We start from the raw sequence: 22,619 nt of genomic DNA on the forward strand, positions 1-22,619 counted from the left end.
TTAGTAACTAAATGCAGTATCGTATAGTTCTTAATTTATGCTTTTTATTCGCCATAAAATTACTGCTGTATTTCAAGAAAGGCAAAATTTAATACGAATTAGAGATTGCTATAACTACTTAGCTCTCAGCCATGTTTTTTTCAAAATCTGCCCAATTAAAATTGTTATAAGCAATAATGGATATATAATCAGTTTCTTCAATTATTAAATCCATATCTGGACAGGTTTCTGGGTCATTGTTTCTAATATGTGCAAAAAGATTACATTTAGTATTTGTGAGTTTGCTGGTTTTAATCATTTTACTTTGTAGCTCTTCCCAAGTCCAGCCTACACTAAGTTTGGGTCTTACAGTTTTAGGATTAGCTCCTTTGCTATTAAGAAGTAGCTTTTCAAAAATTTCTGAAGAGTATTTATCTTGACATTCTTGAACAATTGCAAAAAGCTCGAAACTTTCCATTACTTGGGTCGATTTGCTATCGTCAAACATCCACGCATTTTTAGGGTCAACCAATATGTGTAAGATTCTCGTTTGGTCTTCTACGAACTTATCTATTAAGTCTACAATTGTTTTGGTAGCACCATCTGAGTCTGGTACAGAAGGTTTGATCGGGAAAACAATTACAGCTTTATTATCTTTTAAAGCTGCCATCTCGTAGGTTTCTCGGCTCAAAGTATTTCCTCTTATAAAGTGTACGTTTGGCAAAATGCTAATATTTTCTGGTAGTTGATTAATAGAGCTATCTACGATGCAAACACCTGCATCTTCTTCAACACTTCTAAGTTCAGAAATAAAATTAATTACCTGATAGTCTCCTGGAAAATTGAAAATAATGTAACCGTTTTTAAAAGGATTGTGCATAAGACCTAATTTTTTCTTGTCTAATAAATGTTGTCTGTAATCAAAAGCGGCTGTAAAGACTGAGCCTAACACAGCAATTCCGGCCGTACAAAGTATAACTGTTGCCCATCTGCCTAATACTGTTTCGGCTGGTCTGTTGCCATAACCAACAGTTGTTAGGGTTTGCCAGCTTTGCCAAAATGCTTCTCCCCAAGAGACTTCTTCTGCGAAATAAAATGAAATGCTAAATGCAAGAAAGATGAAAAGAAATAGTAAACTAAGCTGAATTAACCACATTAAAGGCTGTTGATCTTTAAATCTTTTTGTCAGATTGCGAATAATATTTAATATCATGACAAATCTTATCTATTTTTGTATAAAATTGGGTGAAATTTATTAAATAAATAGCTTTATTATAAGTTATATTTAACGAATTGAGTCCCAAAAATTTAAATAACTTACATGCTAAAAAAATATGCATAATGTTTTTTAAAATGTATTCAATCTAATTATGATTAAGGCTTTAACGTTTAGGTTAATTATTTTAACCTCAGCTTTAACACTAACGCTAAATTGTTACTCTTATACAAATCAACAACTACCAGATAGTTTACAAAAAGTACTTTCAAGTAGTAAAAAAGATATTTCTTACGTTCATGCTCTGCATGATGCTTGTAAAATACTTATTGGCAGCGATCAGGTTTTATCGATTAGCTATGCCCGAAAAGCTGAGTTGATTTCAAAAGAACTCGAGTATACTAAAGGAATTGCATATAGTCAATATATAACTGGTTATAGTTACTCTCTACTCAATGAATATAAAGAAGCATATAAATATTACTTAAAAGCTCTTCAAAACTTTACGCTTATAGATGACAAATACTACATTGCTAAAGTATGTAATGAAATTGGTCTTATTTACAAAGACATGGCAGATTATGATGATGCCGTAAAGTTTTATCAAAAAGCCCTTCAGAATGCAGAAGCGATAAACGACAAAAGTTTTTCTGTAAAGTTACTCATCAATACAGGAGTAGTATATTTAAAGCAAGACAAATACAAAGAAGCTGCAACTTATTTATACAGGGCACTTAGACTAAGCGAAGACGAAAAAAACTTTAGTCAAGTAGCTTTAATACATGGCAATCTAGGGAAATTGTACATGGAGCAAGAGGTTTTTACTGAAGCAGAAAATCACTTCTCTCTAGCCTTAAATAACTTTAGAAATATTGGAAATCAAAGAATGGAGGCACTTGCACTAAACAATTTAGGTGAGGTGTTTACTAAGCTTTCTTTAAATGAAAAAGCAATTACTTATTACAATTCGGCTCTTAAAGTATTTAATGGGCTAAATGATAAACCTGCAAAAGCAGATTGCTTTAAAAACTTAGGTATTCTCTATATGAAGCTAGAAAACTATACTTCTGCTTTAGCTAATTATAGAGCTTCTTTGGCCTTGTATCTTGAACTGGATAATCGTAGTACGCATTTAGCAGAATTATATGCATTAATGGGAGGGGCCTATTTAAAGCAAGGCGATTATGGAAATGCTAAAATTTATCTAGATCAAGCAATACTCAACGAAGATAAAATCAACAGAAAGCTTGATTTGCTTTTGTTGTATGAGAATATGTACTTCTACCACGAAGCACTTGCTAACTTTAAAAATGCATTAGTTTATCATAAAAAATATACAGAGCTAAGAGAAGAAGTATTAAATAATGAGAAGCTACAAGAAATAAATAATATTGAAACGAGATATCGTACCGAGAAGCAAGAGCAAGAAAATATTCAACTAAAAAATGAGCAAGAGAAACAGCGCGAATTGATAGGGAAGAAAGAATTTCAAAATAGATTTTTAATTGTTGGAATTATATTCTTCTTGTTTACGGTAGTTCATTTTTATCGTTTAAATAAGCAGCGTCAAAAAAATAATAAACTTCTAAAAGAAAGAAATAATGAAGTAGAGGTAAAGCAGAAGCAAATTGTTAAAATCAATGATGATTTACAGGCATCTAAAGATCAATTAAAATTAGCCAACATTAATTTAAAAGATCTAAACATTCGATTAAATCAGGTTTTACAGAAAAAAACATCTGAGTTACATCAAACAAGTGAGGAATTAGATACTTTTTTCTATCAATCTTCTCATGCTTTAAGAAGACCTCTTGTTCATTTTAAAGGTTTATTGGAAGTACTTAAGCTTGAGAAAGAAGAGATAAAAGTGTTTGAATTACACGATAAACTCGATCTTACATTTCATAAGATGGATGTAATGTTGAGCAAGCTAGTAATGGCCAGTGAAATTAACCTCGAAAAGAAAAGAGATGAGTTGGTCAATTTCCACAAAATAATTACTGGAGTTTGGGTTTATTTAGGTCTAAAATATGATACAAGTGTAATTGATCTAAAAATTAATGTAGAAGATAATCTTAACTATTATGGGAATAATAAACTTGTTGAGATTTTTCTTCAAAACTTACTTGAAAACTCCATCAACTTTAAGTCGATTCCTGAGCTGCGAAGACCTGAGATTAATATTAATATTGCTAGTGATAATGATAAAGTGAAAATTATATTCCACGATAATGGAATAGGTATTCCTCAAAAGCAGCTAAAAAGAGTATTTAGAATGTTTATAGTGGCCAGCCATTTAACAGAAGGTTTCGGGCTTGGGCTGTATATTGTTAGTAAAGCTATTAAAAAGCTTGATGGAGAAGTAAAAGTTAATAGTCAAGAAAGTGAATATACAACTTTCGAGATTATCCTACCTAAAAATAAAGGTCTCATAGTTGAAGATATAACCTTTGAAAAAAAAAGTAAAAGGCACGAAAAAAAATGAGAATTAGCAAGTGCTAACTCTCATTCGATGTTTAGGAATAAAATCAAGGGGAAAAACCCCCTTTAATGTTAGTTATACTTCGTCAAACCTATATCTTACAAATGCTTCAATTGCTTCATACTCAGTTAAACCAAGTTGATCGTAAATTTTAGCAGTTGCTCTATTTCTATCTTCAGCTCTTTGCCAGAACTCTCTAGCATCGTTTCCAGGAAAAACTGGAGTGTCTTTTTGAGACTGGTGCTTAAAGATTGCTTTTCTTTTTCTTAATAATTCTTCAGGGCTAATTGGCACAGCCATTTCTATTTCATCTACACCCCACTCATGCCATGCACCTCTATACAACCACACATAACAATCTTTCATCCATTCCTCATTTTTAAGAATATCTATTGCAGCGAAAATTGCATCTAAACAAACTTTATGCGTACCATGTGGATCACGCAAGTCACCAGCAGCAAATATTTGATGAGGTTTTACTTCAGTAAGTAAGTCTACAATAATTTGGATATCGTCATCACCTAAAGGCTTCTTTCTTACTTGACCAGTTTCATAGAAAGGTAAATTTAAGAAGTGAGCATTCTTTTCATTAACACCACAGAATCTGCAGCCTGCTAATGCTTCTCCTTTTCTAATTAAACCTTTTATTGTTCTTACTTCTGGAATATCCTCTTCACCAAGTTTCTTGTCCTTTAAGAAAGCAAGTGCTTTTTCGTAGATACCAGCAGCTTTATCTTTATCTATATCTAAAGATTTAGTGATATCAAGCATGAAGTCTGCAAATCTGTGTGCATCATCATCAAATACTGCAATGTTTCCAGAAGTTTGATATGCTACATGTACATCATGGCCGTGATCAACTAAACGGATTAAAGTACCACCCATTGAAATTACGTCATCATCAGGGTGTGGGCTAAATATAAGTGATCTCTTTTTAGCTGGAATAGCTCTCTCTGGTCTGTTAGTGTCATCAGAGTTTGGTTTACCACCTGGCCATCCGGTTATAGTATGTTGTAGGTGAGTAAATACTTTGATGTTTATATTATATGCTGGGCCAGCTTCTACTAATAAATCTCTTAATTCCCAGTCTTTGTAATCGTCATCAGTTAATTTAAGAATTGGTTTTCCAGTTTTTTCACTTAACCAGATAACTGCCCTTCTTATCAAATCGTCGTTCCAGTTACACATTGCAACTAACCAAGGTGTTTTTACTTTGCTTAGTTCTAGTGAAGCCCACTTGTCAATTATTACATTAACATCACTGTGGTACTGCAAGAAAGATGCAGGTACATCATCAGATATTTCTCCTTCTACAGCTTCTTGAACGATTTTAGCTTTAGCTTCTCCCCATGCTAATAAGTAGATTTTCTTTGCCTTCATAATTGTACCAACACCCATAGTAATGGCTCTTGAAGGTACATACTCTTCTTTTATAAAATCTTTAGTAGCATCTAGAATTGTTAAGTGGTCTAGTTTAACCAATCTTGTAGGAGAGTCAAGTTTAGAACCTGGCTCATTAAAACCAATATGCCCAGTTCTACCTATACCTAAAACTTGCAAGTCTAAACCACCGAATTTATCGATTTTAGCCTCGTATTCAGCACAAAATTCTTTAATCTTATTGATCTCCAATGTTCCATTAGGAATATTGATGTTTTCTGGGTTGATGTTTACATGATTGAAAAGGTGCTCATTCATGAAGTAAACATAACTTTGAAGCGCATCAGGCTGCATTGGATAGTATTCATCAAGGTTAAATGTTACTACATTTTCGAAGCTTAGTGCCTCTTCTTTATGAATACGTACTAACTCTTTGTAAACGCCAATAGGAGATGAGCCAGTTGCTAAACCAAGAACAGCCCATTCGCCTTTTTTTTGTTTTTCGCGAATCAGATTTGCAATTTCTTTGGCAACATAAACTGCCCCTTCATTTACGGTTTCAAATACACTTACAGGTATTTTCTCTAAAGACCTCTCAGAGAAGTTAATATGATTTGTCATGAGAATAGGAATTATGAAATAAAATTGTACTTTTTTTATGTAAGGCAAATTGGTTTTATACAAATATAAATGCATTTTCGATAAAAGCAAATCAAAACGGAAGATTTTGCGTGTGCGCACACATAATAAATCTAAATACATTGTTATCGTACACATTTTTGATTGCTTTTTTATCTGTTTTTTAAAAGCAAGCGCAAAAAACAAGAATTGTGGAGATATAACTTTTTCAATATTTTAATTTAATAAAAAAATGTTATATTTTTAGAATTAAAAATCACATAAAAGAGTGGAAAAAGTATCGGTAAGGATAAAAGATATAGCAGCTAAAGCCGGGGTTTCAACAGGTACAGTAGATAGAGTAATACATAACAGAGGACGAGTTTCCGCAGAAGCTGAAAAGAAAGTTCTTGCAGTATTAAAAGACCTTAACTACCAACCAAATTTCATTGCTAGAGCACTAGGGGCCAATAAAAAGTATAGAATAGCAGTGTTAATGCCCGATCCCAAAAGAGATCCATATTGGTTAGAACCATATAATGGGATTAATCAAGCTGAAAGCGATTATACATCTCATGGTATCATTATAGAAAAGTTCATTTTTAACCAATTCGATCCCGATTCTTTTGTTGTTGAATCTAACCGATTATTAGAGCAAGCTTTTGATGGAATATTGGTAGCACCGTTATTTTATAAGCAATATTTGGATTTTGCTGAGAAGTGTAACCAAAGAAACATTGAGCAGATATTATTTAATACAAATATTAGTGAATACAAACATTTAAGTTATATAGGTCAAGACTCTTACAAAAGCGGAAGACTGGCAGCCCATTTACTTACTTATCCCTTAAAGGCTAATCCAGGAACAGTATTAATTATCCACCTTGCTGAGAATTTACATACATCGGCTCACCTTATGAAAAAGGAGCAAGGCTTTAGAGATTACTTTGAAAATGATGAAGAAAAGCAAAGTATTATGACTGTAAATGTTAGCACTCCGCTTCCACAGTCTATGGTAGAGCAGTTTGATGCTTTGTTTAATGCTTATAATGATATCTCAGCAATATTTGTAAGTACTTCAAAGGCTTATGAAATTGCTGCTTATCTCGAAGTTGTGGGAATGGAACATGTACTGTTGGTGGGATACGATGCGATAAAAGAAAATATCAAATATCTTTCTAATGGAGTGATCGATTTTATAATTAATCAAAATGCATACAAACAAGGTTATTCCGGAGTAGAGAGTTTTGTGAATCATTTTATTCTTAAAAAAGAGATAGAAACCAATGTGCATTTACCTTTGGATGTGATTACAAAAGAAAACTTTGAGTATTATACCTTTTTTGACTAATTTTTTACTGTTTGTAAATAATATTTTCAGTATCAAAACTTTTAAATAATAAGCGAGAATTTAAAACTCAGTGCGCCTATATTATTGGCATAAACTTCTTTAACAACTCATCTTATTTAATTGATTGATACATGGATTTTAGAGAAATAGAAGGTAACCTCTACATCACTGCACTTGATAAAAAGGAGCTCGTTCATTTTGAAGAAATCAATTTTGACAATATGAACTGCATCAGGATTTATGAAGGTAGAGACCCTGATAATTACTATTTTCAATTTAGAGCAAAACAGTCTTTAAAAGGCAAGCAAAAGAAAAGGAATGTGATAGCGACAGTAGAATTCAATATTGAGGATATGGAAAAAATTCTCGAATTCATGAAAAAACGAGTTGAGTTAAAAGCTTAAGGCAAATAATAAATCAACCATAAAATGCTTACAAAAGAATTTTTTGACTTCTTTTGTAAGCATTTTTATTTTAATACTATCTGGTTTGATTAAATATATTCTTTTACCATTCGCAGCGCTTTATAATGCTATTACTAAATTTCGAAATCATCTTTATAATATAGAATCAAAAAAATCTATTTCATTTGATATTCCAGTAATAAGTGTTGGTAATTTAACTGTGGGAGGAACAGGCAAAACTCCGCATGTAACTTACATAACCAGTTATATAAAAGATAAATTAAAGAAGAATCCGGCCATTTTGAGCCGAGGTTATGGGCGTAAAAGCAAAGGATTTTTTCTCGCGCAAAACGACACAAATTCCAAAACATTAGGTGATGAACCTTTACTACTCTACCATGCTTTTAGTGGAGATGTAATAGTTGCAGTTTGTGAAGAACGAATCCTAGGAATACCCGCAGTTTTAATAGAGCAGCCCGAGGTAGAATGTATAATTTTAGATGATGCTTATCAACACAGAAAAGTGAAGCCGGGTTTTAATATTCTCCTTTCAGATTTTAACAGACCATTTTATAAAGATTATTTATTGCCAGCAGGTAGGCTAAGAGAGTCTCGAACTGGGGCAAATAGGGCAGATGCAGTTATAGTTACTAAACTACCTGAAACAATTAGTGAAACTGAATTAAAAGTAATAGAAGAAAATGTACGAAAATTCACAAAAGCCCCTGTGTTCTTCAGTTTGTTTGAGTATTTAGCTCCCAAGAAATTTAGTGGTGTAAAAAAGGAAATTATAAAAGAAGTTTTATTAGTTACTGGCATAGCAAATACAAAATACCTTACTACATATTTAGATCAGCACTTTAAAATTTTAAGGCATCTAAGTTATAAGGATCATGTCAATTACACCCAAAATACCTTAGAGGAAATTCTTAATAATTATAACCAACTTTCTAACTCAAATGTAGTGGTTTTATGTACAGAGAAAGATATGGTTAAAATAAGGGAAATTTTGCCCTCAGGTAATCAAATTCCATTTTATTATTTGCCAATTTCTGTAAAATTGTTGAAAGATGAAGCTAACTTTGAAAAGTTAATTTCTGATTATATTCTCAATAATTAATTATCATCAACACCTTAATTCTTCTTAACTAAATCGACTAAGTAATTTATTTTTTTTAAGAAAGGGCAAGCTGTTTTCATCATTTTCTACTATAATTTTTACTTGATCTGAATATGGATTTTGAGTTTTTTGTTGCACTCTATGTAAAGTATGGGTTTCAAATATCAGTAAGTGTACTGCTTATAATATTCTATATATTAGGTAAAACTATTTTTAGTAAGATTATTTTTTTAAGAGCACACAAAAAGGAATTTGATGTATCAAGAGCATTATATATTCGTAAATTAATTAATAACATACTTTTATTACTTTGTTTGGTACTTGTAGGTGCAACTTGGGATGTATCTATAAAACATCTTTCTATTTATTTTGCTTCATTTTTTACAGTTGCAGGTATTGGTCTTTTTGCTCAATGGTCTGTTTTAAGCAATGTTACTTCCTCACTAATACTATACTTTTATTTCCCAATTAGAATTGGCGAAAAAATTCAAATTATAGATGGTGGGCAAGTAATTCAAGGTGTAATTTTAGACATTACATTGTTTTCTGTAAAGATTCAAGATGAAAATGGTAATGAGATTTATTTTCCTAATAATGTTGCAATTCAAAAGGGAATTGTAAGTATAAAACAAAGCTGAATTTAGCCAACATATTTCCTCATTTTTACTTCTCATTTTAATGCTAGACACGTAAATTACAGCCTTTGAACAGGTTGTATGTAAGCTTGCATTAAAGGAAAATTTTCCCTGAAAATGAGATGATGAAGATTAAGAAAAATGAGATATTGGCGATGATTTCTCGCCTCGATCAGGTGATTGAACATGCCCGAAAAACTGAAGTAGAATATGCCGATCAGATAGCGAAAGTGCATCCAAACTATCGTGATAGTGCTATAAATCTTATCCACTACAGAACTCTAAGATTACATGATATTAGAAAGCTACAAGATCAGTTAGCTTATTTGGGGCTATCAAGACTTGGTAAAGCAGAAGCGCATGTAATGGCTAGCATGCAAATGAATAGAGCAATTTTGCAGAGTTTTGTAGAAGAAAAGAAAATAGAGGGAATTAGAGCAAGAGTTTCTTTTAAGCAAGGAGAGAAGCATCTAAATAAAAATGTAAAGGAATTACTGGGTTACAGAACAAAAGGCAGAAGAGTAAGAATAATGGTAACCCAACCAAGTGAAACAGCTCAAAACTACGATCTAGTAGAAAGGATTTTACAGGCTGGAATGAATACAGCTCGTATAAACTGCGCGCATGATGGACCTGCTGAGTGGAAAAGTATGATTGGTCATATACAAACTGCTAGTAAAAAGATTAAGCGCAGATGTAAAATTAGTATGGATTTGGGTGGGCCAAAAATAAGGACTGGTGAGATTTTACCCGGACCGGGTGTTGTTAAATTCAAGCCAGAAAAAGATGTTTTTGGCCGAGTTATAAATCCTTTACCAGTGTATCTGGTTTCGGCAAAAGACTATGCGTCTGAGATAGATATTAATCAAGTTCCTATTGTAGATAAATATTTTGAGCAATTACAAATTGATGATGTTTTAACTTTTAAAGATGCCAGAGGGAAAAAGAGAAGATTAAAAATTAAGCAAAAGGAAGATGCTAGTTGGGTAGTTTACATTAAAAAAACTACTTATTTAGAAACTGGTACCATTATTAAAATTGACCGTGAAGGAGAACTTTCAGAAGCAGAGGTTGGGACGTTACCTTCTGTAGAACAAAGTCTTGTTTTAAGAATAGGCGATAAGTTAATTCTTAATAAAAAGAAAGTACTTGGAGAACCGCATGTATACGATGAGGAAGGATTAATTAAGCAACATGCACATATTTCTTGTACTTCTGAGGAGATATTTTCAAGTGTGGAAGAAGGTGAGAGGATACTTTTTGATGATGGTAAAATTGAAGGCGTAATTAGAGAGGTGCATGAAGATAAGTTAGTAATAAGAATCAACTATGCCAGTGATGGAGGTGCCAAACTTCGAGCTGATAAGGGTATCAATTTCCCAGAAAGTAAGCTGAATATCAGTGGTTTAACTGAGAAAGATAAAGAAGATTTGCCATTTGTTGCTCAAAATGCAGATGTTGTGAATTTGTCATTTGTCAACAGAGCTTCAGATGTACAAGAGTTACTAGATGAATTAGATAAACTCGAAAGTAAAAACTTGGGGCTCATTCTTAAAATTGAAACACAATCTGGTTTTAATAATCTTACAGAAATTCTGCTTACTGCTATGCAAACATATCCAGTTGGAGTGATGATTGCCAGAGGTGATCTAGCAATTGAATGTGGTTGGGAGCACATGGGTAGAATACAAGAAGAAATATTATCGCTATGCCAAGCAGCGCATATACCAGTAGTTTGGGCAACGCAAGTATTAGAAAACTTGGCGAAAAAGGGAATACCATCAAGAGCAGAGATAACTGATGCAGCCATGTCTCAAAGAGCAGAATGTGTAATGTTAAATAAAGGCCCGCATATTATTCATGCTATAGAGATGTTAGACCATATACTTAAGACGATGAAGAACTATCAGAACAAGAAAGCACCTATGCTTCCCGTTATGCAAATTGGTAGTTAATAGATTTTTGAGTTTATTTAACTATCTATTCACATTCATCATCATTTTTTAAACTTATTATTAAACTATGGAAACTGCATCTGAAGAAAATAAAAATCAAATCAGCCTTTCAAAGTTTTCATTTATTGCGCTTATAGTTTTTCTTGTAATCTTGTTAGGTTTAGTATTTTTCCTTTTGTATAAATGGCAAAATGCAGACAATCAGGTTACAGAATTACAAACAACCATTACAACACTGCAGCAAAAAAACACTACGCTTGAAGCTCAATTGAATACACTAAATGCAGGAAGTGGGGGTAAAGAGGAAGTAAAAGCAATAATGGCTCAGATTGATCAGATTTTGCAAAAAGAAAAAGTAACGCTTTTTAATGAAGGTGTAAACCCTGATGAAGTTGCAGCAGCATTTGCCAATGTGCCTTCTGGAAACAAGAAAGTAGTGTTATCTACAGCTTTATTACTGCCATTGAGAAAATACAGATTTAAATTAGGTGGCCATTCTCCATCTTATGGATTTGATAGTCCAGAGTTTGCCAGATATGTGTTGAGTTTTGCGGGCAAAGACATTCAGAATGAAAAGAATAAGTTCTTATCTGAAATTATGATGGAGCAATTAGAAAAAACAGATAATCCGCAACCCGGTGATATAATGTTTTTTGAAGGCTCACCTGGAAACATTGCTCTGTTTTATTTATCTGCTGGAAAGAATGGCGGAAATGGTGTAGGAATTGGCTTTTTGGGAAAGAACTTTCCTGGTGGTATTTACGACACTTCTCAGATCGGAACTAAATTCTTAGGTTACTACAGAGTTAATTACGGAGGTTAAATAATAAAAGTGTGATATTAGCTTATCACAAATAATATCACACTTTTTCTTTATTAAAAGTTTGTACAAGCGTACGAGAGTATATTAGCACCCATTTGTAAGGCTTTTTGGCGTACATTCTCAGGGTCGTTATAAATTACCTGATCTTCCCATCCGTTACCCAAATCACACTCATAAGAGTAGAAGCATACCAATCTACCTTCGTAAACTATTCCAAACCCTTGAGGAGGTTTGTTGTCGTGTTCATGTATTTTTGGGAGCCCTTCTTTAAAATCAAATTTTTGATGATATATAGGATGGTTATAAGGTAGCTCAATAAAATCGAGTTCTGGAAAAACTTTTTTCATTTCTACCCTAATAAATTTATCGAGTCCGTAGTTATCGTCAATATGGAGAAAGCCTCCAGAGATTAGATAATTTCTCAGATTTTCTGCTTCTTGTGCCGAAAATACTACATTACCATGACCTGTCATGTATATAAATGGATATGAATAAATCTCTGGACTACCTACTTCAACTATATCATCTTCTGGATTTATATTCATATTTAAGCTCTGATTGCAGAATTCAATCAAATTTGGTAGCGAAGTTTTATTGGCATACCAGTCTCCACCACCATTATATTTAAGTTTGGCAATTTTAAAGGAATAATCCTGACTATGGGCATTTAGCGATAATGTAAGTAAACTCGAAATAATAAGGGTTAATAATTTCATGCGACTTAGTAGGAATAAAGATTAAAAATTAGCTTTACAAGCTCTTAAAAACATTTAAGTTTCTGAAAAATAGCATTTAATTTTAATTAACGCAGATGAATCATATTTAAAATATTACATGCTACAACACCTGCTGTTTCTGTTCTTAACCTGTTCGGTCCGAGACTTACTTTTTTAAATCCGGCGTTATCTGCATTTTGTAATTCTTCTGAATTAAAGCCACCTTCTGGCCCAACAATAATACAATAAGAACTGTTTGGCTTAGCCTCTTTTATTAAAGATTGATTTGTTGCTGTTTCTTCGTAAGCCAAATATTTTTCTTTTTCCTCAATATCACTTTGTAAAAAATCTTCAAATCTTTGAAGTTCTGTTATTTCTGGATAAAAAGGATTGTAAGATTGTTTCATAGCACTAACTGCTATTTTATGAATTCTGTCTAATCTCAGGTGTTTTCTTTCGGAATACCTGCTAAGAATAAAGGTGATCTTATCAATGCCTATTTCAATGGCTTTTTCCACAAACCATTCTATTCTGTCTGTATTTTTAGTAGGAGCTATAGCCAGATGAATTTTGAATTCTCTTTGTTTTATATCACTTATTTGTGATTGAATGGCAACTATCGTTTGCTTTTTTTCTTGTTTTGCAATCTTGCCATTAAAAATCCCTCCTTTACCATTAAATATATGAATTTCATCACCCGCTTTCAACCTTAACACTTTGCTGCAATGTAAAGATTCAGCTTCTGATAATTTAATCTCAATATCTGTTTTATTGGTATCTGGATGGTAAAATGCATGCATAGTACTTAATTAAGAATAACTTTCAACTTCTCTTTGTATATTTTTTCTTGCTTGAGCTTCAAATTTATCCTTAAAAAATTTCGAATAGTAAATATTTTCTCTTTGAAGGAAATTAATCAATACTTTTTTTCTTCCACTATAAAAAATACTGTCTGGATATGATATGTATTCTTTTCTTATTTGTGAAGAATATAAATCGTATTTGGCTGTTTCACTACCTAAAATAGATAAATCTGCATCTAAAAAATAGGCTGCGTCTAGTTGATTATCGAACCAATTATGCTTTGCTGTAGCTATAATTAATGCTTCAATATATTCAATTTGCTGCTTTTCTAAACATGTGTGTTTTAATGTTTTTGTAGCGAACTCAGCACTTTTGGTTTCATTTTCTTTACTCTGTGGATCATAAATAATATCATGAAACCATACTGCCAAATAAATTAAATCTGGATTTTCTAAATGAAGGCCTTTATCTGTTAGCGTGTTAAGAAGGTCATTTATATGTGTGAGATTATGATAAGCTCTGTGAGTTTCTGTATAATAAGAAAAAATGGTGTTTAAAGTTTTAGTAGTAAATTCTATGTTTGGGCTATACTTTTCTAAAAGTTTACTACAGTTTTCCTTTAATTTACTTACCATTATTTAACGTATCTACTGATTCAAAAAACAAAGTTAAGTCTAGCTCATAAATGGTTGCGCTAACATCATCTAACTGAATTTCAATAGGTTCGTTAACTGGTAGATTTATTTGAGAGATTATCATCTCTTTATTTATTTGATTTAAAGGGAAGTCGTACTTTTCAGTAACATCGCCTTTTGCTCTGCTAATCATGAGTATTGAAGGATCGGGGGAAGACTCTTCGCTAATTTCCCAAGAAGCAGAAGCTGTTTCATAGAAAAGATTGTCGCAAATAGTTGTACCAGAATTAATATGTAGACTGTCATCTAACATAAATGTGAAGTTGTCGTCTTTATAGCATGAAAATTCTGGTTGATTCAGTATATCATAGATAATGGTTTGTGCACTACCATTTGTTTCTAAAGGGATTTCCGCTTTTACCAATTTCCAAGTTTTGCCTTCACCTGCGTCACCCACAAGAAAAAGTATATTTTGTGTTATTTCAAATTCAGGGTCATCTTGACATGCAAAGCAATTGAGTAAAAAAAGGATATATATAAAATAAATTTTTTTCATAAAAGATTTTTAAATTCTGTGATTATAAATGCTTAACCTATTACTCTATTTGCATTTTTTGAAAATTGAAACTAACAAAATTAGTGATTTGCTCGTTTCTTAAGTTAAGATATGGTTTAATTCGATATTAAATCTATCAAAGTCTTCCAGATTATTGTGTCCAGCATTTGGAATAGTTACAAATTTACCATTCCCATTTAATTTCCCCGATAGTTTTTTTGCAGAACTATAAGGAACGATCTTGTCTTTAGTTCCATGGAATATATAAACTGGACATTTTATTTGCGGCAAACATAAATCCGACCTAAAACTAAATCTCATTAATAACTTATAAGGTACGAAAGGTGCATAATGTTTTGCTACATCGTATAGATTATAATAGGGTGTTTCTAAAATAACAGCTTTTACGTTGTGTTCAGTTGCCATTTTTGAAGCGATTCCAGTGCCTAGAGACCTACCATATAATATAATTTCTTTTGGATTAAAAAAATTCATTAAGTATTTCATACAGTATCTGGCATCTATATACATGCCTTCTTCCGTTTTTTTACCAATACTTTTACCATACGAACGATAGTCGTAAATAAAAAAATCGTAAGGGAATTTATCAAAATAATGGACTACCTCTATCCATCTTTTTAAACTGCCTGCATTGCCATGGAAATATAAAATGGCTCCGATTGCATTTTTCTTCTTAAAATGTAATGCATTAATTGTTACTCCTTCTTCTGTTTTAATATTGATTTCATCAAAGGAAAGTTTTGTTTGATGTTTATAGCTATCGGCTAGTTTTTCTGGTAAAAAAATGATTTTTTCCTGAATTAGATAGTAAACAACACATAACAATAAATAAGCGATTATTACAAAAATAGCTGTATTGAAAAAAGTGAATTGCATATGCTTAAAAAAAACTGTTTAGTGCAGTAAAAGCAAAATAAATGTATTTAAACAATCTTGAAAAGTAACCTACGTTAGCTTTAGAAATTATCAATCTACTATGTATTATGACTAGAAAACTAAGTTTGTTTGAATATTATTCACTTATTCAACATGAAAATGTAATTATTTCTTACAAAGGGCCAGTAACTGCAGTAATCATGGCTGAAATCAGTGCTGATATACGCTCAAAATTAGCCGATAATCCTAAAGCAGGTAGAAAAGTATTTTCAGTGTTTATGGAGTTATCACAAAACATTTTATACTACTCAGCAGAGAAGGTTACTTTTTCTAATAAAAAAGATAGTGTTGGTCTTCTTTTAGTTACAGAAACAGAGGAAGAATATATTTTTTCATGTGGCAATCTGGTTGAAAATGTATACGTAGATGAGTTAGTAGAAAGTGGTGAAATCATCAATTCAATGGACAAAGATGATTTAAGAAAACTCAAAAAAGAACAAAGGAATAAGCCACAAGGATCTAGAAGTAAAGGTGCTGGTATTGGTCTTATTCAAGTTGCACTTACATCAGGAAATCCACTTCAGATGGAAGTGAGACAGGTAGATGATCAGGTTTCTTTCTTTTCTTTATCAGTTAAAATAAATAAATAATATCGCATACATTCTTATGGCACAAGAAATATTAAACAATCTAGAAATTGAAGGCGAAAAAGGTACATTTTTTACGCCAAGTGTAAATTTTAACGCAGAGACAGGAGTATGTACTTTAGAGGGTGAGTCTTATCTTGAAGATACTTGGGAGTTTTATGATAAACTGCTAAGCTGGTTACAAGAATATTCAAAAACTGGAAAAGCTTTAAGATTTGATTTTAAACTTACTTATTTTAATACAAGTTCATCTAAAGGTATTTTGGACTTATTAAAAATGATTAAGAAATACGAAGAGGAAGGTGGTGATGTTACTGTTAACTGGTATCATCCAGAAGATGATGAAGATAACGTAGAGGAAGCAGAAGACTTTAAAGATGATACTGGTTTGGATATTGCGATTATTCCTTACTAATTAAAATATGATTTTATTTTAAGAGAGTGATTCTTTAAGAGTTACTCTTTTTTTTTGTCCATACAGTTTTAGCTCTTACAAGCTCTTTACCCTCTTCATTTTTTATTTGATGGAAATAAGTTTCATCTTCTTGTTTTTCAGCAATTGCTTTTAAACTTTCATTCAAAAGGCTTTCAGCTTTAAAGATGATATCAACCTCTTTTAAGGAATAAGATTGGTGAATTTCTATAGGGATTGTATCTAGAATCCATTGCAGGTAAAAAGTATTATTTGTGTGCTGATTAATATCTAACTGATGCCAGTTTACCTTAATGTCTAGTTGAAATTCTGAGTTTTTAGGAGCTTGGATTTTAGATTTAGCTCTTTCAAGTGGAGTTTTACTGTGGTCAAAAGCAAGTTTTGATAAAAACTCAGGAACTGGAGTTAATTGTCGTGTTTTTAAATTAATTAAAATCCAATTATTGGTTACACGTGCTATCTGTTTTTTTTTATTATAAATTTGAAAGTCACGATAAAAGTAATATTTATCACTTCCAGAAGGCCATGTTTCTACAGTAATATCGTCTCTGTGATCTGCTTCATCATTTATAAGAATATTCATTCGGGTTAAAACCCATGCGATATTCTGTTTTAAAAGCATAGATGTGGGAACACCAATCTCTTTCACATTTAGCCACGCTGCTTCTTGTAAAAAACCTGCTAAGGCCGGTATAGAAAGCTTTTGATTGGGATTTAAATGCGTATGATAAATCCTGTAGTTTTCTTTACTGGCTTTCATATAAAGTGCAGATTAATTAAAAAAGTTGTCTTACTTCATTTTTTATAAACTGAAGGTTATTGCTCACTAAATCGTTCTGAGAATCGAGAACATTTTGGAATATTTTTTTTGAAAGTTCTATCGAGGGCGCTTCTTTATTCAAATCTTTAGCAGATTCATTTATTAAAGCAATAATTTCCTCTTTGGTTTTTCTGGTTACTTCCCAAGCTTCGTTGCTCATATAAATCTGCTGAGACAAGTTATGATTAAACTCTTCTCTAATTTCTTGAACTAGAAGGTTTTGAAATTGTACGACATTAAAGTTATTATCACTTAGTCTCACAATCAAGTTATTAGGAGTGATTCTCTCGAGCAAAAGTATTATGCGTTCGTAAGCTTGTAAGCGTAGAGGCAATATTTCTTTGGTTCGTTCACCAGATTTATTCATGTGTTGCAACTCCAGTAAGTTTTCAAGGCTTGTTTTAAAAAGCATGTAGACACCGAATAAAACTACTGCAGAGGGAAGGGTAAATTTTAATATCTCGAAAAAAGCGTCCATTCTAAAAAAATATAAAAAAATTAGCTAGTAAAATATGCTTGCAATTATAATGAAATAATTGAGATTTTATTTGTTGATTATGGACAATACCTCATATAAAAATCTGAGAAATAATAAGTTTCCCTTTTTAATAAGGCTTCTTATCTTTATGGCAAATTCTGTTTGAATGAAGAAAGAAGTACAATACATATATCATAAAGACAACTTAAATAAGTCTGAAGCAAGTTATTATGCGCCAGAAGATTTACAATCTCATGAAATGGTGCTTAATATTGGTCCGCAACACCCCTCTACACATGGAGTGCTTAGGCTCGAAGTACTTACAGATGGAGAGTATATAGTTGATGTAGTACCACATTTGGGATATTTGCATCGATGTTTTGAAAAGCATGCAGAATCAATGGCTTATAACCAAACGATCCCCTATGTGGATCGAATGGATTATGTGGCCGCCATGAACTCAGAGCATATTTATGCAATGGGAGTAGAGAAACTTTTGGGTTTAACAGATAAAATTCCCAAAAGAGTAGAGTATATAAGAGTGCTGGTTGCAGAATTAAATCGATTAGCTTCTCATTTCGTAGCTGTTGGTACTTATGCCCTTGATATTGGTGCATTTACTCCATTTTTATGGATGATGAGAGACAGAGAGCATATTTTGAGATTGCTAGAATGGACTTGTGGAGCAAGAATGCTTTACAATTATATATGGATTGGTGGCTTATATTACGATTTGCCTGTTGGTTTTGAAGAAAGATGTTCTGAGTTTGTAGAATATATGCAGCCGAAGCTATTAGAACTGCAACAACTTATTGTGAGTAATAAAATATTTATCGAGCGTACTGCCAATGTAGGTGTATTACCGCTAGATTTAGCCATTAACTATGGTGTTACTGGCCCCATGTTAAGAGGTAGTGGTTTAAAGTATGACCTTAGAAAGGTTGATGGCTATTCTGTTTATCCTGAGTTAGACTTTGATATTCCAATAGGTAAAGGTGAGATGGGTACAAAAGGTGACTGTTGGGATAGAACTCAAGTACGTGTTTTAGAATGCTACGAATCGTTAAAGATTATATCTCAATGTTTAGAGAAGTTAAAAGGCGAGCATAAAAGAAATCGAGATTTTGATCCTCAAGCTGTTGTTCCGCGAAAAATTTGGCCAAAAGAAAACACAGATTTATATTTTAGAGGCGAAAGTCCAAAGGGTGAATTAGGATTCTATTTTAGAGCAAGAAAAAATAAAGAAGTGCCATTACGTGTAAAAGCGCGTTCTTGTTCTTTTGTGAATCTTTCTATCTTGTCTGAGTTAAGTAAAGGTGTAATGCTTGCTGACCTTGTTGCAATTATTGGTTCAATCGATATTGTAATGGGTGAGGTAGACAGATAAAAATAATCCTGTGATAGATATAATCATCACAGGATTATTAGCTTTTAAATTATTTGCCTACAATTATAGACTCTCTGTCTACTGCAGAAACCTGAAAGTATCCTAAGGCGTCATTACTCAGGTTATTTCTTAAATTAGCTGGAATGGGGCCATAAATCCCACCATCGTTGTCTAACAATAATTGCATGTCTGAATAGAAAAGATATGCTTGTCGGGTTATACTATAAGCCTCTACAGTAATAGAATCGTTTAGCGCATAAAAAGAAACAGCTTCTAAACCTTCAATAGCTTCATCTAAAATAGCATCGTCAGAATAGTATACTTCTTGGTTATCTTCATTATCTATTTCACCATTTCTGTAAAATTTGAATAGGTAATAATCTTCTGTTTCCGGTGGTTCTTTTGTAAATAACAATACATCGTAGAACTCACCACTATCATCATCATCTTCTTCTAAATCATTTTTTTCATCTTCGTCAATTTCCCATGTAAGACTATCGATGGTAGTAACTCGAAACATTTCTTCAGAAGCCTCATAAAATTCTCCATCTACATTTACAGTGAGTGAATAGATCTTGCCAACCTCACCAGCAAATTCAGCAGTATATAAACCAGGAGTTTCTTCAGACTCTTCGAAGGTAAATAAATTACCATCGTTGTCTTCTACAATTACATCAGCATTGCTTACTTTTTCAGTAGCACCAGTGGTATAAAAACCAGCAGTTTTGCTAACAATTACTTTCTGAGCTTTTAACTCATTAGTAATTAAACCTTCAATTACAATTTTAGCCTCAACTTGGTTAAGGTCTGGTGTTACAGTTTGTTCAAGGTTATTACATGCTGCCAACAACCACGAAATCAGAGAAATATATATTAATTGCTTAAGCATAATATTATTTTTATTTTTCAATATTGTGAATTACTAGAACCTAACTCTCCAAGAATAGGAAAGCAGAATTGGGAAAAGAGAAACTTTTCTAAGTTCCTTCTCAGAACCATCGCCGATAATTTCACCATCGTCGTCTTGTTTAGTTCTAGAATAGATTGTAAATGGATTTCTGCGATTATAGACATTGTAAATGCCTAAACTCTGCGAAGTTTTCCATTTTCTGCTGTTATTCTTTTTGCCTTCTTTGGTTACAGAAATATCTAGCCTATGGAAGTCTTCTAGTTTATATCCATTTCTTTCGCTAATTAAATCCATGTTATAGCCATCAAATTCATATCTACCTGTAGGCAAGGTGATGGGTCTTCCTGTATAGTACACGAAGTTTGCACCAAAGGTATAATACTGATCGAGCTGATAGGTCGCGGCCAAATTAAAGGAATGCCTTCTGTCATAATTTGCCAGAAATGGTTCATTGTTATTTACATCAGGAACTTCTCTGTTGGTTTTAGACCATGTATAACTAGCAAAACCTGTTAAGCGACCTTCATTTTTCTTGAGGTTAAACTCTAATCCATAAGAGTCTGATGTGCCTTGTCTATATTCAGTAGGTAGATCTTCATTAAAGAAAACTTGTGCATTATCTGCAAAGTCGGTCACATTTTTCATTTCTTTGTAATAGGTTTCCACAGAGAACTCATAAGTATTATTGTCAAAGTTTCTGAAATAACCTATTGCAACCTGATCTGCCTTTTGTGGCTTTAAATACATACCACTTGGCGCCCAAGTATTAAATGGAATTGGCACTGTAGAATTGGCAATTAAGTGAATGTTTTGTACCATTCTCTGGTAAGAAGCCTTTAAAGAACTGCTTTCATTCAATGTATATCTTGCAGAGAATCTTGGCTCAAGGTTATGAAAGGTTTTTATTGGCTCAAACTGATCATACTTTTTGATCTCGATAATATTGATGTTTACATTATCTGTTGGGTCTTCGTATATTTTAACTTCTTGATCTCCAACACTCTGGAATATGGAATATCTAAGTCCATACTGTAGAGAAAACCTGTCTGAAATTTTTTGAGTATTTCCCAGATATAAAGCATAATCCATTGCATATTGCTTGTCGAGCTGCACATTGGCAAAGATGGAATGTTCTCCTTTAGGTTCTATTCTGCCAGGCGAGAATCTTCTGTAAGTAGCCGAAGCACCAAAGCTTATCTCATTGGATGGGTTTAGGAAATAAGTAAGGTCTTTTTTCAACGTGGCTTCTTGCATATTGGCAGTCCATTCGAAACCTTGTACATCATCATCCAAGAACAATTTGTAATCAAAATCGCTAAAAGCAAAAGTAGTGTTGGAAAACAATCGCTCATTAAACAAATGGTTCCAGCGGAAGGTGGTAGTTTTATTACCCCAGCCGATTCCTCCATCGTTAAAGTTGATTACATCTCTACCAAGATAAGCGGCGAGGAAGAATCTGTTTTTGTTGTTTGGCTTCCAGTTAATTTTTCCATTAAAATCATAGAAATAAACAGGAATGTTTTGCCCAACAGCTTTGGCGACAACATCAGCATAAGATCTTCGGGCAGAAACTATAAAAGAGCTTTTGTTTTTAGCGATGGGACCTTCTAGCATAAATTTACTAGCTAATAGCCCTATAGAGCCTGCTCCTGAGAGTTTGTTTGCATTACCATCCTTTGTTCTAATATCAAGTAAAGATGATAAGCGGCCGCCATATTGTGCTGGAATGCCTCCTCTGTAAAGCTCTGAGCTTTTAATTACATCTGCATTAAAAACTGAAAATAACCCAAAGAAATGAGACGGGTCGTATACTGGTGCCTCGTCAAGAAGAATCATGTTTTGGTCGGCACTTCCACCACGAACAAAAAATGCAGAAGTTCCTTCGCCGGCAGTTAAAACACCAGGCTGCATCTGAACTGTTTTGATAATATCGGGCTCGCCAAATAGGGCCGGAAGGTTTTTAACCTGAACAATATTAATCTCTGATTTACCAATAGAAAGATCTTGTACGTTGTGATCTTCGGCCTCGGCTTCTACTACAACCTCTTCTAGTTCGGTACTAGATTCTGTTAATTTTAAGTTGAGTGAGAGGTTTTCGTTAAGTGTAATTTGTTTTTTTAAAGGTTCATATCCGATAAAGCTTAAAGTAATGTTATATTCTCCTTCTTTAAGGGTAAGCGAGTAGAATCCATAAGGATTTGAAACTACTCCGTTTTTTATCTCTTCTACATATACTGTTACACCTAGTAGTTCTTCGCCAGTTTTGGCGTCTTTAACATATCCGCTAATAGTATAACTTTGCTGCGAAAAAGCATAGAAGCTTATAAAAAGAAATGATAGTGATAAAAAATACTTATTAATCTGACACATAGA

At 32.8% G+C, this 22,619-nt stretch carries 21 protein-coding genes; 10 read left to right on the plus strand and 11 right to left on the minus strand.

Going from position 1 to position 22,619, the window contains the following annotated elements; genetic code table 11:
• Positions 1-118: 118 nt before the first annotated feature.
• Entirely contained in the window at positions 119-1,135 is a 1,017-nt protein-coding gene (locus tag OQ292_RS16860; protein ID WP_284683311.1) for a potassium channel family protein, read from the minus strand.
• Positions 1,136-1,349: 214 nt separating this feature from the next.
• On the opposite strand from OQ292_RS16860, the gene OQ292_RS16865 reads away from it, so the two are divergent.
• Positions 1,350-3,680, plus strand: coding sequence for a tetratricopeptide repeat protein (locus tag OQ292_RS16865; RefSeq protein ID WP_284683312.1), 2,331 nt, complete (start codon positions 1,350-1,352; stop codon positions 3,678-3,680).
• A 72-nt stretch (positions 3,681-3,752) separates the two neighbouring features.
• Here the strand turns inward: OQ292_RS16865 and nagB are convergent, their stop codons facing one another.
• Positions 3,753-5,678 carry a glucosamine-6-phosphate deaminase gene (gene nagB, locus OQ292_RS16870; RefSeq protein WP_284683313.1) on the minus strand — a complete coding sequence of 642 codons (1,926 nt, stop codon included), beginning with the start codon at positions 5,676-5,678 and terminating at the stop codon, positions 3,753-3,755.
• 286 nt (positions 5,679-5,964) lie between these two features.
• On the opposite strand from nagB, the gene OQ292_RS16875 reads away from it, so the two are divergent.
• The 6 genes from OQ292_RS16875 to OQ292_RS16900 all read left to right on the plus strand — a co-directional run bounded on the left by OQ292_RS16875 (position 5,965) and on the right by OQ292_RS16900 (position 11,963).
• Entirely contained in the window at positions 5,965-7,026 is a 1,062-nt protein-coding gene (locus tag OQ292_RS16875) for a LacI family DNA-binding transcriptional regulator (protein WP_284683314.1), read from the plus strand.
• 131 nt (positions 7,027-7,157) lie between these two features.
• Positions 7,158-7,430, plus strand: a complete 273-nt coding sequence (locus OQ292_RS16880) for a hypothetical protein (protein ID WP_284683315.1) — start codon at positions 7,158-7,160, stop codon at positions 7,428-7,430.
• An 85-nt stretch (positions 7,431-7,515) separates the two neighbouring features.
• A complete protein-coding gene (lpxK, locus tag OQ292_RS16885; protein ID WP_284683316.1) occupies positions 7,516-8,550 on the plus strand; it encodes a tetraacyldisaccharide 4'-kinase in 1,035 nt (344 codons plus the stop codon).
• Between the two features lie 113 nt (positions 8,551-8,663).
• Positions 8,664-9,188 carry a mechanosensitive ion channel domain-containing protein gene (locus OQ292_RS16890; RefSeq protein ID WP_284683317.1) on the plus strand — a complete coding sequence of 175 codons (525 nt, stop codon included), beginning with the start codon at positions 8,664-8,666 and terminating at the stop codon, positions 9,186-9,188.
• 119 nt (positions 9,189-9,307) lie between these two features.
• Positions 9,308-11,140, plus strand: a complete 1,833-nt coding sequence (locus OQ292_RS16895; protein WP_284683318.1) for a pyruvate kinase — start codon at positions 9,308-9,310, stop codon at positions 11,138-11,140.
• A 67-nt stretch (positions 11,141-11,207) separates the two neighbouring features.
• Complete coding sequence (locus tag OQ292_RS16900; RefSeq protein WP_284683319.1) at positions 11,208-11,963, plus strand: NlpC/P60 family protein; 756 nt, start codon at positions 11,208-11,210, stop codon at positions 11,961-11,963.
• Between the two features lie 53 nt (positions 11,964-12,016).
• Here the strand turns inward: OQ292_RS16900 and OQ292_RS16905 are convergent, their stop codons facing one another.
• The 5 genes from OQ292_RS16905 to OQ292_RS16925 form a co-directional block, all read right to left on the minus strand.
• Positions 12,017-12,679 (minus strand): DUF4159 domain-containing protein, encoded by a 663-nt coding sequence (locus OQ292_RS16905; protein WP_284683320.1) that lies wholly within the window; start codon positions 12,677-12,679, stop codon positions 12,017-12,019.
• A gap of 86 nt (positions 12,680-12,765) precedes the next feature.
• On the minus strand, positions 12,766-13,479 hold the full coding sequence (locus OQ292_RS16910; RefSeq protein WP_284683321.1) for an RsmE family RNA methyltransferase: 714 nt from the start codon (positions 13,477-13,479) through the stop codon (positions 12,766-12,768).
• 9 nt (positions 13,480-13,488) lie between these two features.
• Complete coding sequence (locus OQ292_RS16915) at positions 13,489-14,118, minus strand: HD domain-containing protein (RefSeq protein WP_284683322.1); 630 nt, start codon at positions 14,116-14,118, stop codon at positions 13,489-13,491.
• Entirely contained in the window at positions 14,108-14,674 is a 567-nt protein-coding gene (locus OQ292_RS16920) for a hypothetical protein (protein ID WP_284683323.1), read from the minus strand. Before OQ292_RS16920 ends, OQ292_RS16915 begins: the two co-directional genes overlap by 11 nt.
• A gap of 99 nt (positions 14,675-14,773) precedes the next feature.
• Positions 14,774-15,571, minus strand: a complete 798-nt coding sequence (locus tag OQ292_RS16925) for an alpha/beta hydrolase (RefSeq protein ID WP_284683324.1) — start codon at positions 15,569-15,571, stop codon at positions 14,774-14,776.
• A 107-nt stretch (positions 15,572-15,678) separates the two neighbouring features.
• On the opposite strand from OQ292_RS16925, the gene OQ292_RS16930 reads away from it, so the two are divergent.
• Together OQ292_RS16930 and OQ292_RS16935 are read left to right on the plus strand one after the other, a co-directional pair.
• Positions 15,679-16,221, plus strand: coding sequence for a SiaB family protein kinase (locus tag OQ292_RS16930; protein ID WP_284683325.1), 543 nt, complete (start codon positions 15,679-15,681; stop codon positions 16,219-16,221).
• A gap of 16 nt (positions 16,222-16,237) precedes the next feature.
• The gene (locus OQ292_RS16935; protein ID WP_284683326.1) at positions 16,238-16,633 is read left to right on the plus strand and encodes a DUF1987 domain-containing protein; all 396 of its coding nucleotides are present in this window, start codon (positions 16,238-16,240) and stop codon (positions 16,631-16,633) included.
• A gap of 34 nt (positions 16,634-16,667) precedes the next feature.
• Here the strand turns inward: OQ292_RS16935 and OQ292_RS16940 are convergent, their stop codons facing one another.
• A complete protein-coding gene (locus tag OQ292_RS16940; RefSeq protein ID WP_284683327.1) occupies positions 16,668-17,411 on the minus strand; it encodes an acyl-[acyl-carrier-protein] thioesterase in 744 nt (247 codons plus the stop codon).
• Positions 17,412-17,427: 16 nt separating this feature from the next.
• Positions 17,428-17,949, minus strand: coding sequence for a DUF7935 family protein (locus OQ292_RS16945; RefSeq protein WP_284683328.1), 522 nt, complete (start codon positions 17,947-17,949; stop codon positions 17,428-17,430).
• A 166-nt stretch (positions 17,950-18,115) separates the two neighbouring features.
• Between OQ292_RS16945 and OQ292_RS16950 the strand changes: the two genes are divergently transcribed.
• The gene (locus OQ292_RS16950; protein WP_284683329.1) at positions 18,116-19,336 is read left to right on the plus strand and encodes an NADH-quinone oxidoreductase subunit D; all 1,221 of its coding nucleotides are present in this window, start codon (positions 18,116-18,118) and stop codon (positions 19,334-19,336) included.
• 49 nt (positions 19,337-19,385) lie between these two features.
• Here the strand turns inward: OQ292_RS16950 and OQ292_RS16955 are convergent, their stop codons facing one another.
• Positions 19,386-20,225: a DUF4249 domain-containing protein gene (locus tag OQ292_RS16955; RefSeq protein WP_284683330.1), complete on the minus strand. Its 840-nt coding sequence runs from the start codon at positions 20,223-20,225 to the stop codon at positions 19,386-19,388.
• Positions 20,226-20,258: 33 nt separating this feature from the next.
• Positions 20,259-22,616: a TonB-dependent receptor gene (locus OQ292_RS16960; protein ID WP_284683331.1), complete on the minus strand. Its 2,358-nt coding sequence runs from the start codon at positions 22,614-22,616 to the stop codon at positions 20,259-20,261.
• Positions 22,617-22,619 lie beyond the last annotated feature (3 nt).

It is taken from the genome of Chondrinema litorale (assembly GCF_026250525.1).
GTDB lineage: Bacteria > Bacteroidota > Bacteroidia > Cytophagales > Flammeovirgaceae > Chondrinema > Chondrinema litorale.

What these genes read in the sequence shown, in the direction of transcription:
- OQ292_RS16930 (WP_284683325.1), top strand. Translation starts at nt 15,679, where the DNA reads ATGACTAGAAAACTAAGTTTGTTTGAATATTATTCACTTATTCAACAT.
- OQ292_RS16960 (WP_284683331.1), bottom strand. Translation starts at nt 22,616, where the DNA reads ATGTGTCAGATTAATAAGTATTTTTTATCACTATCATTTCTTTTTATA.
- OQ292_RS16950 (WP_284683329.1), top strand. Translation starts at nt 18,116, where the DNA reads ATGAAGAAAGAAGTACAATACATATATCATAAAGACAACTTAAATAAG.
- OQ292_RS16900 (WP_284683319.1), top strand. Translation starts at nt 11,208, where the DNA reads ATGGAAACTGCATCTGAAGAAAATAAAAATCAAATCAGCCTTTCAAAG.
- OQ292_RS16890 (WP_284683317.1), top strand. Translation starts at nt 8,664, where the DNA reads ATGGATTTTGAGTTTTTTGTTGCACTCTATGTAAAGTATGGGTTTCAA.
- OQ292_RS16920 (WP_284683323.1), bottom strand. Translation starts at nt 14,674, where the DNA reads ATGAAAAAAATTTATTTTATATATATCCTTTTTTTACTCAATTGCTTT.
- OQ292_RS16880 (WP_284683315.1), top strand. Translation starts at nt 7,158, where the DNA reads ATGGATTTTAGAGAAATAGAAGGTAACCTCTACATCACTGCACTTGAT.
- OQ292_RS16955 (WP_284683330.1), bottom strand. Translation starts at nt 20,225, where the DNA reads ATGCTTAAGCAATTAATATATATTTCTCTGATTTCGTGGTTGTTGGCA.
- OQ292_RS16895 (WP_284683318.1), top strand. Translation starts at nt 9,308, where the DNA reads ATGATGAAGATTAAGAAAAATGAGATATTGGCGATGATTTCTCGCCTC.
- OQ292_RS16865 (WP_284683312.1), top strand. Translation starts at nt 1,350, where the DNA reads ATGATTAAGGCTTTAACGTTTAGGTTAATTATTTTAACCTCAGCTTTA.
- OQ292_RS16945 (WP_284683328.1), bottom strand. Translation starts at nt 17,949, where the DNA reads ATGGACGCTTTTTTCGAGATATTAAAATTTACCCTTCCCTCTGCAGTA.
- OQ292_RS16940 (WP_284683327.1), bottom strand. Translation starts at nt 17,411, where the DNA reads ATGAAAGCCAGTAAAGAAAACTACAGGATTTATCATACGCATTTAAAT.
- OQ292_RS16910 (WP_284683321.1), bottom strand. Translation starts at nt 13,479, where the DNA reads ATGCATGCATTTTACCATCCAGATACCAATAAAACAGATATTGAGATT.
- OQ292_RS16925 (WP_284683324.1), bottom strand. Translation starts at nt 15,571, where the DNA reads ATGCAATTCACTTTTTTCAATACAGCTATTTTTGTAATAATCGCTTAT.
- nagB (WP_284683313.1), bottom strand. Translation starts at nt 5,678, where the DNA reads ATGACAAATCATATTAACTTCTCTGAGAGGTCTTTAGAGAAAATACCT.
- OQ292_RS16935 (WP_284683326.1), top strand. Translation starts at nt 16,238, where the DNA reads ATGGCACAAGAAATATTAAACAATCTAGAAATTGAAGGCGAAAAAGGT.
- OQ292_RS16860 (WP_284683311.1), bottom strand. Translation starts at nt 1,135, where the DNA reads ATGTGGTTAATTCAGCTTAGTTTACTATTTCTTTTCATCTTTCTTGCA.
- OQ292_RS16915 (WP_284683322.1), bottom strand. Translation starts at nt 14,118, where the DNA reads ATGGTAAGTAAATTAAAGGAAAACTGTAGTAAACTTTTAGAAAAGTAT.
- OQ292_RS16905 (WP_284683320.1), bottom strand. Translation starts at nt 12,679, where the DNA reads ATGAAATTATTAACCCTTATTATTTCGAGTTTACTTACATTATCGCTA.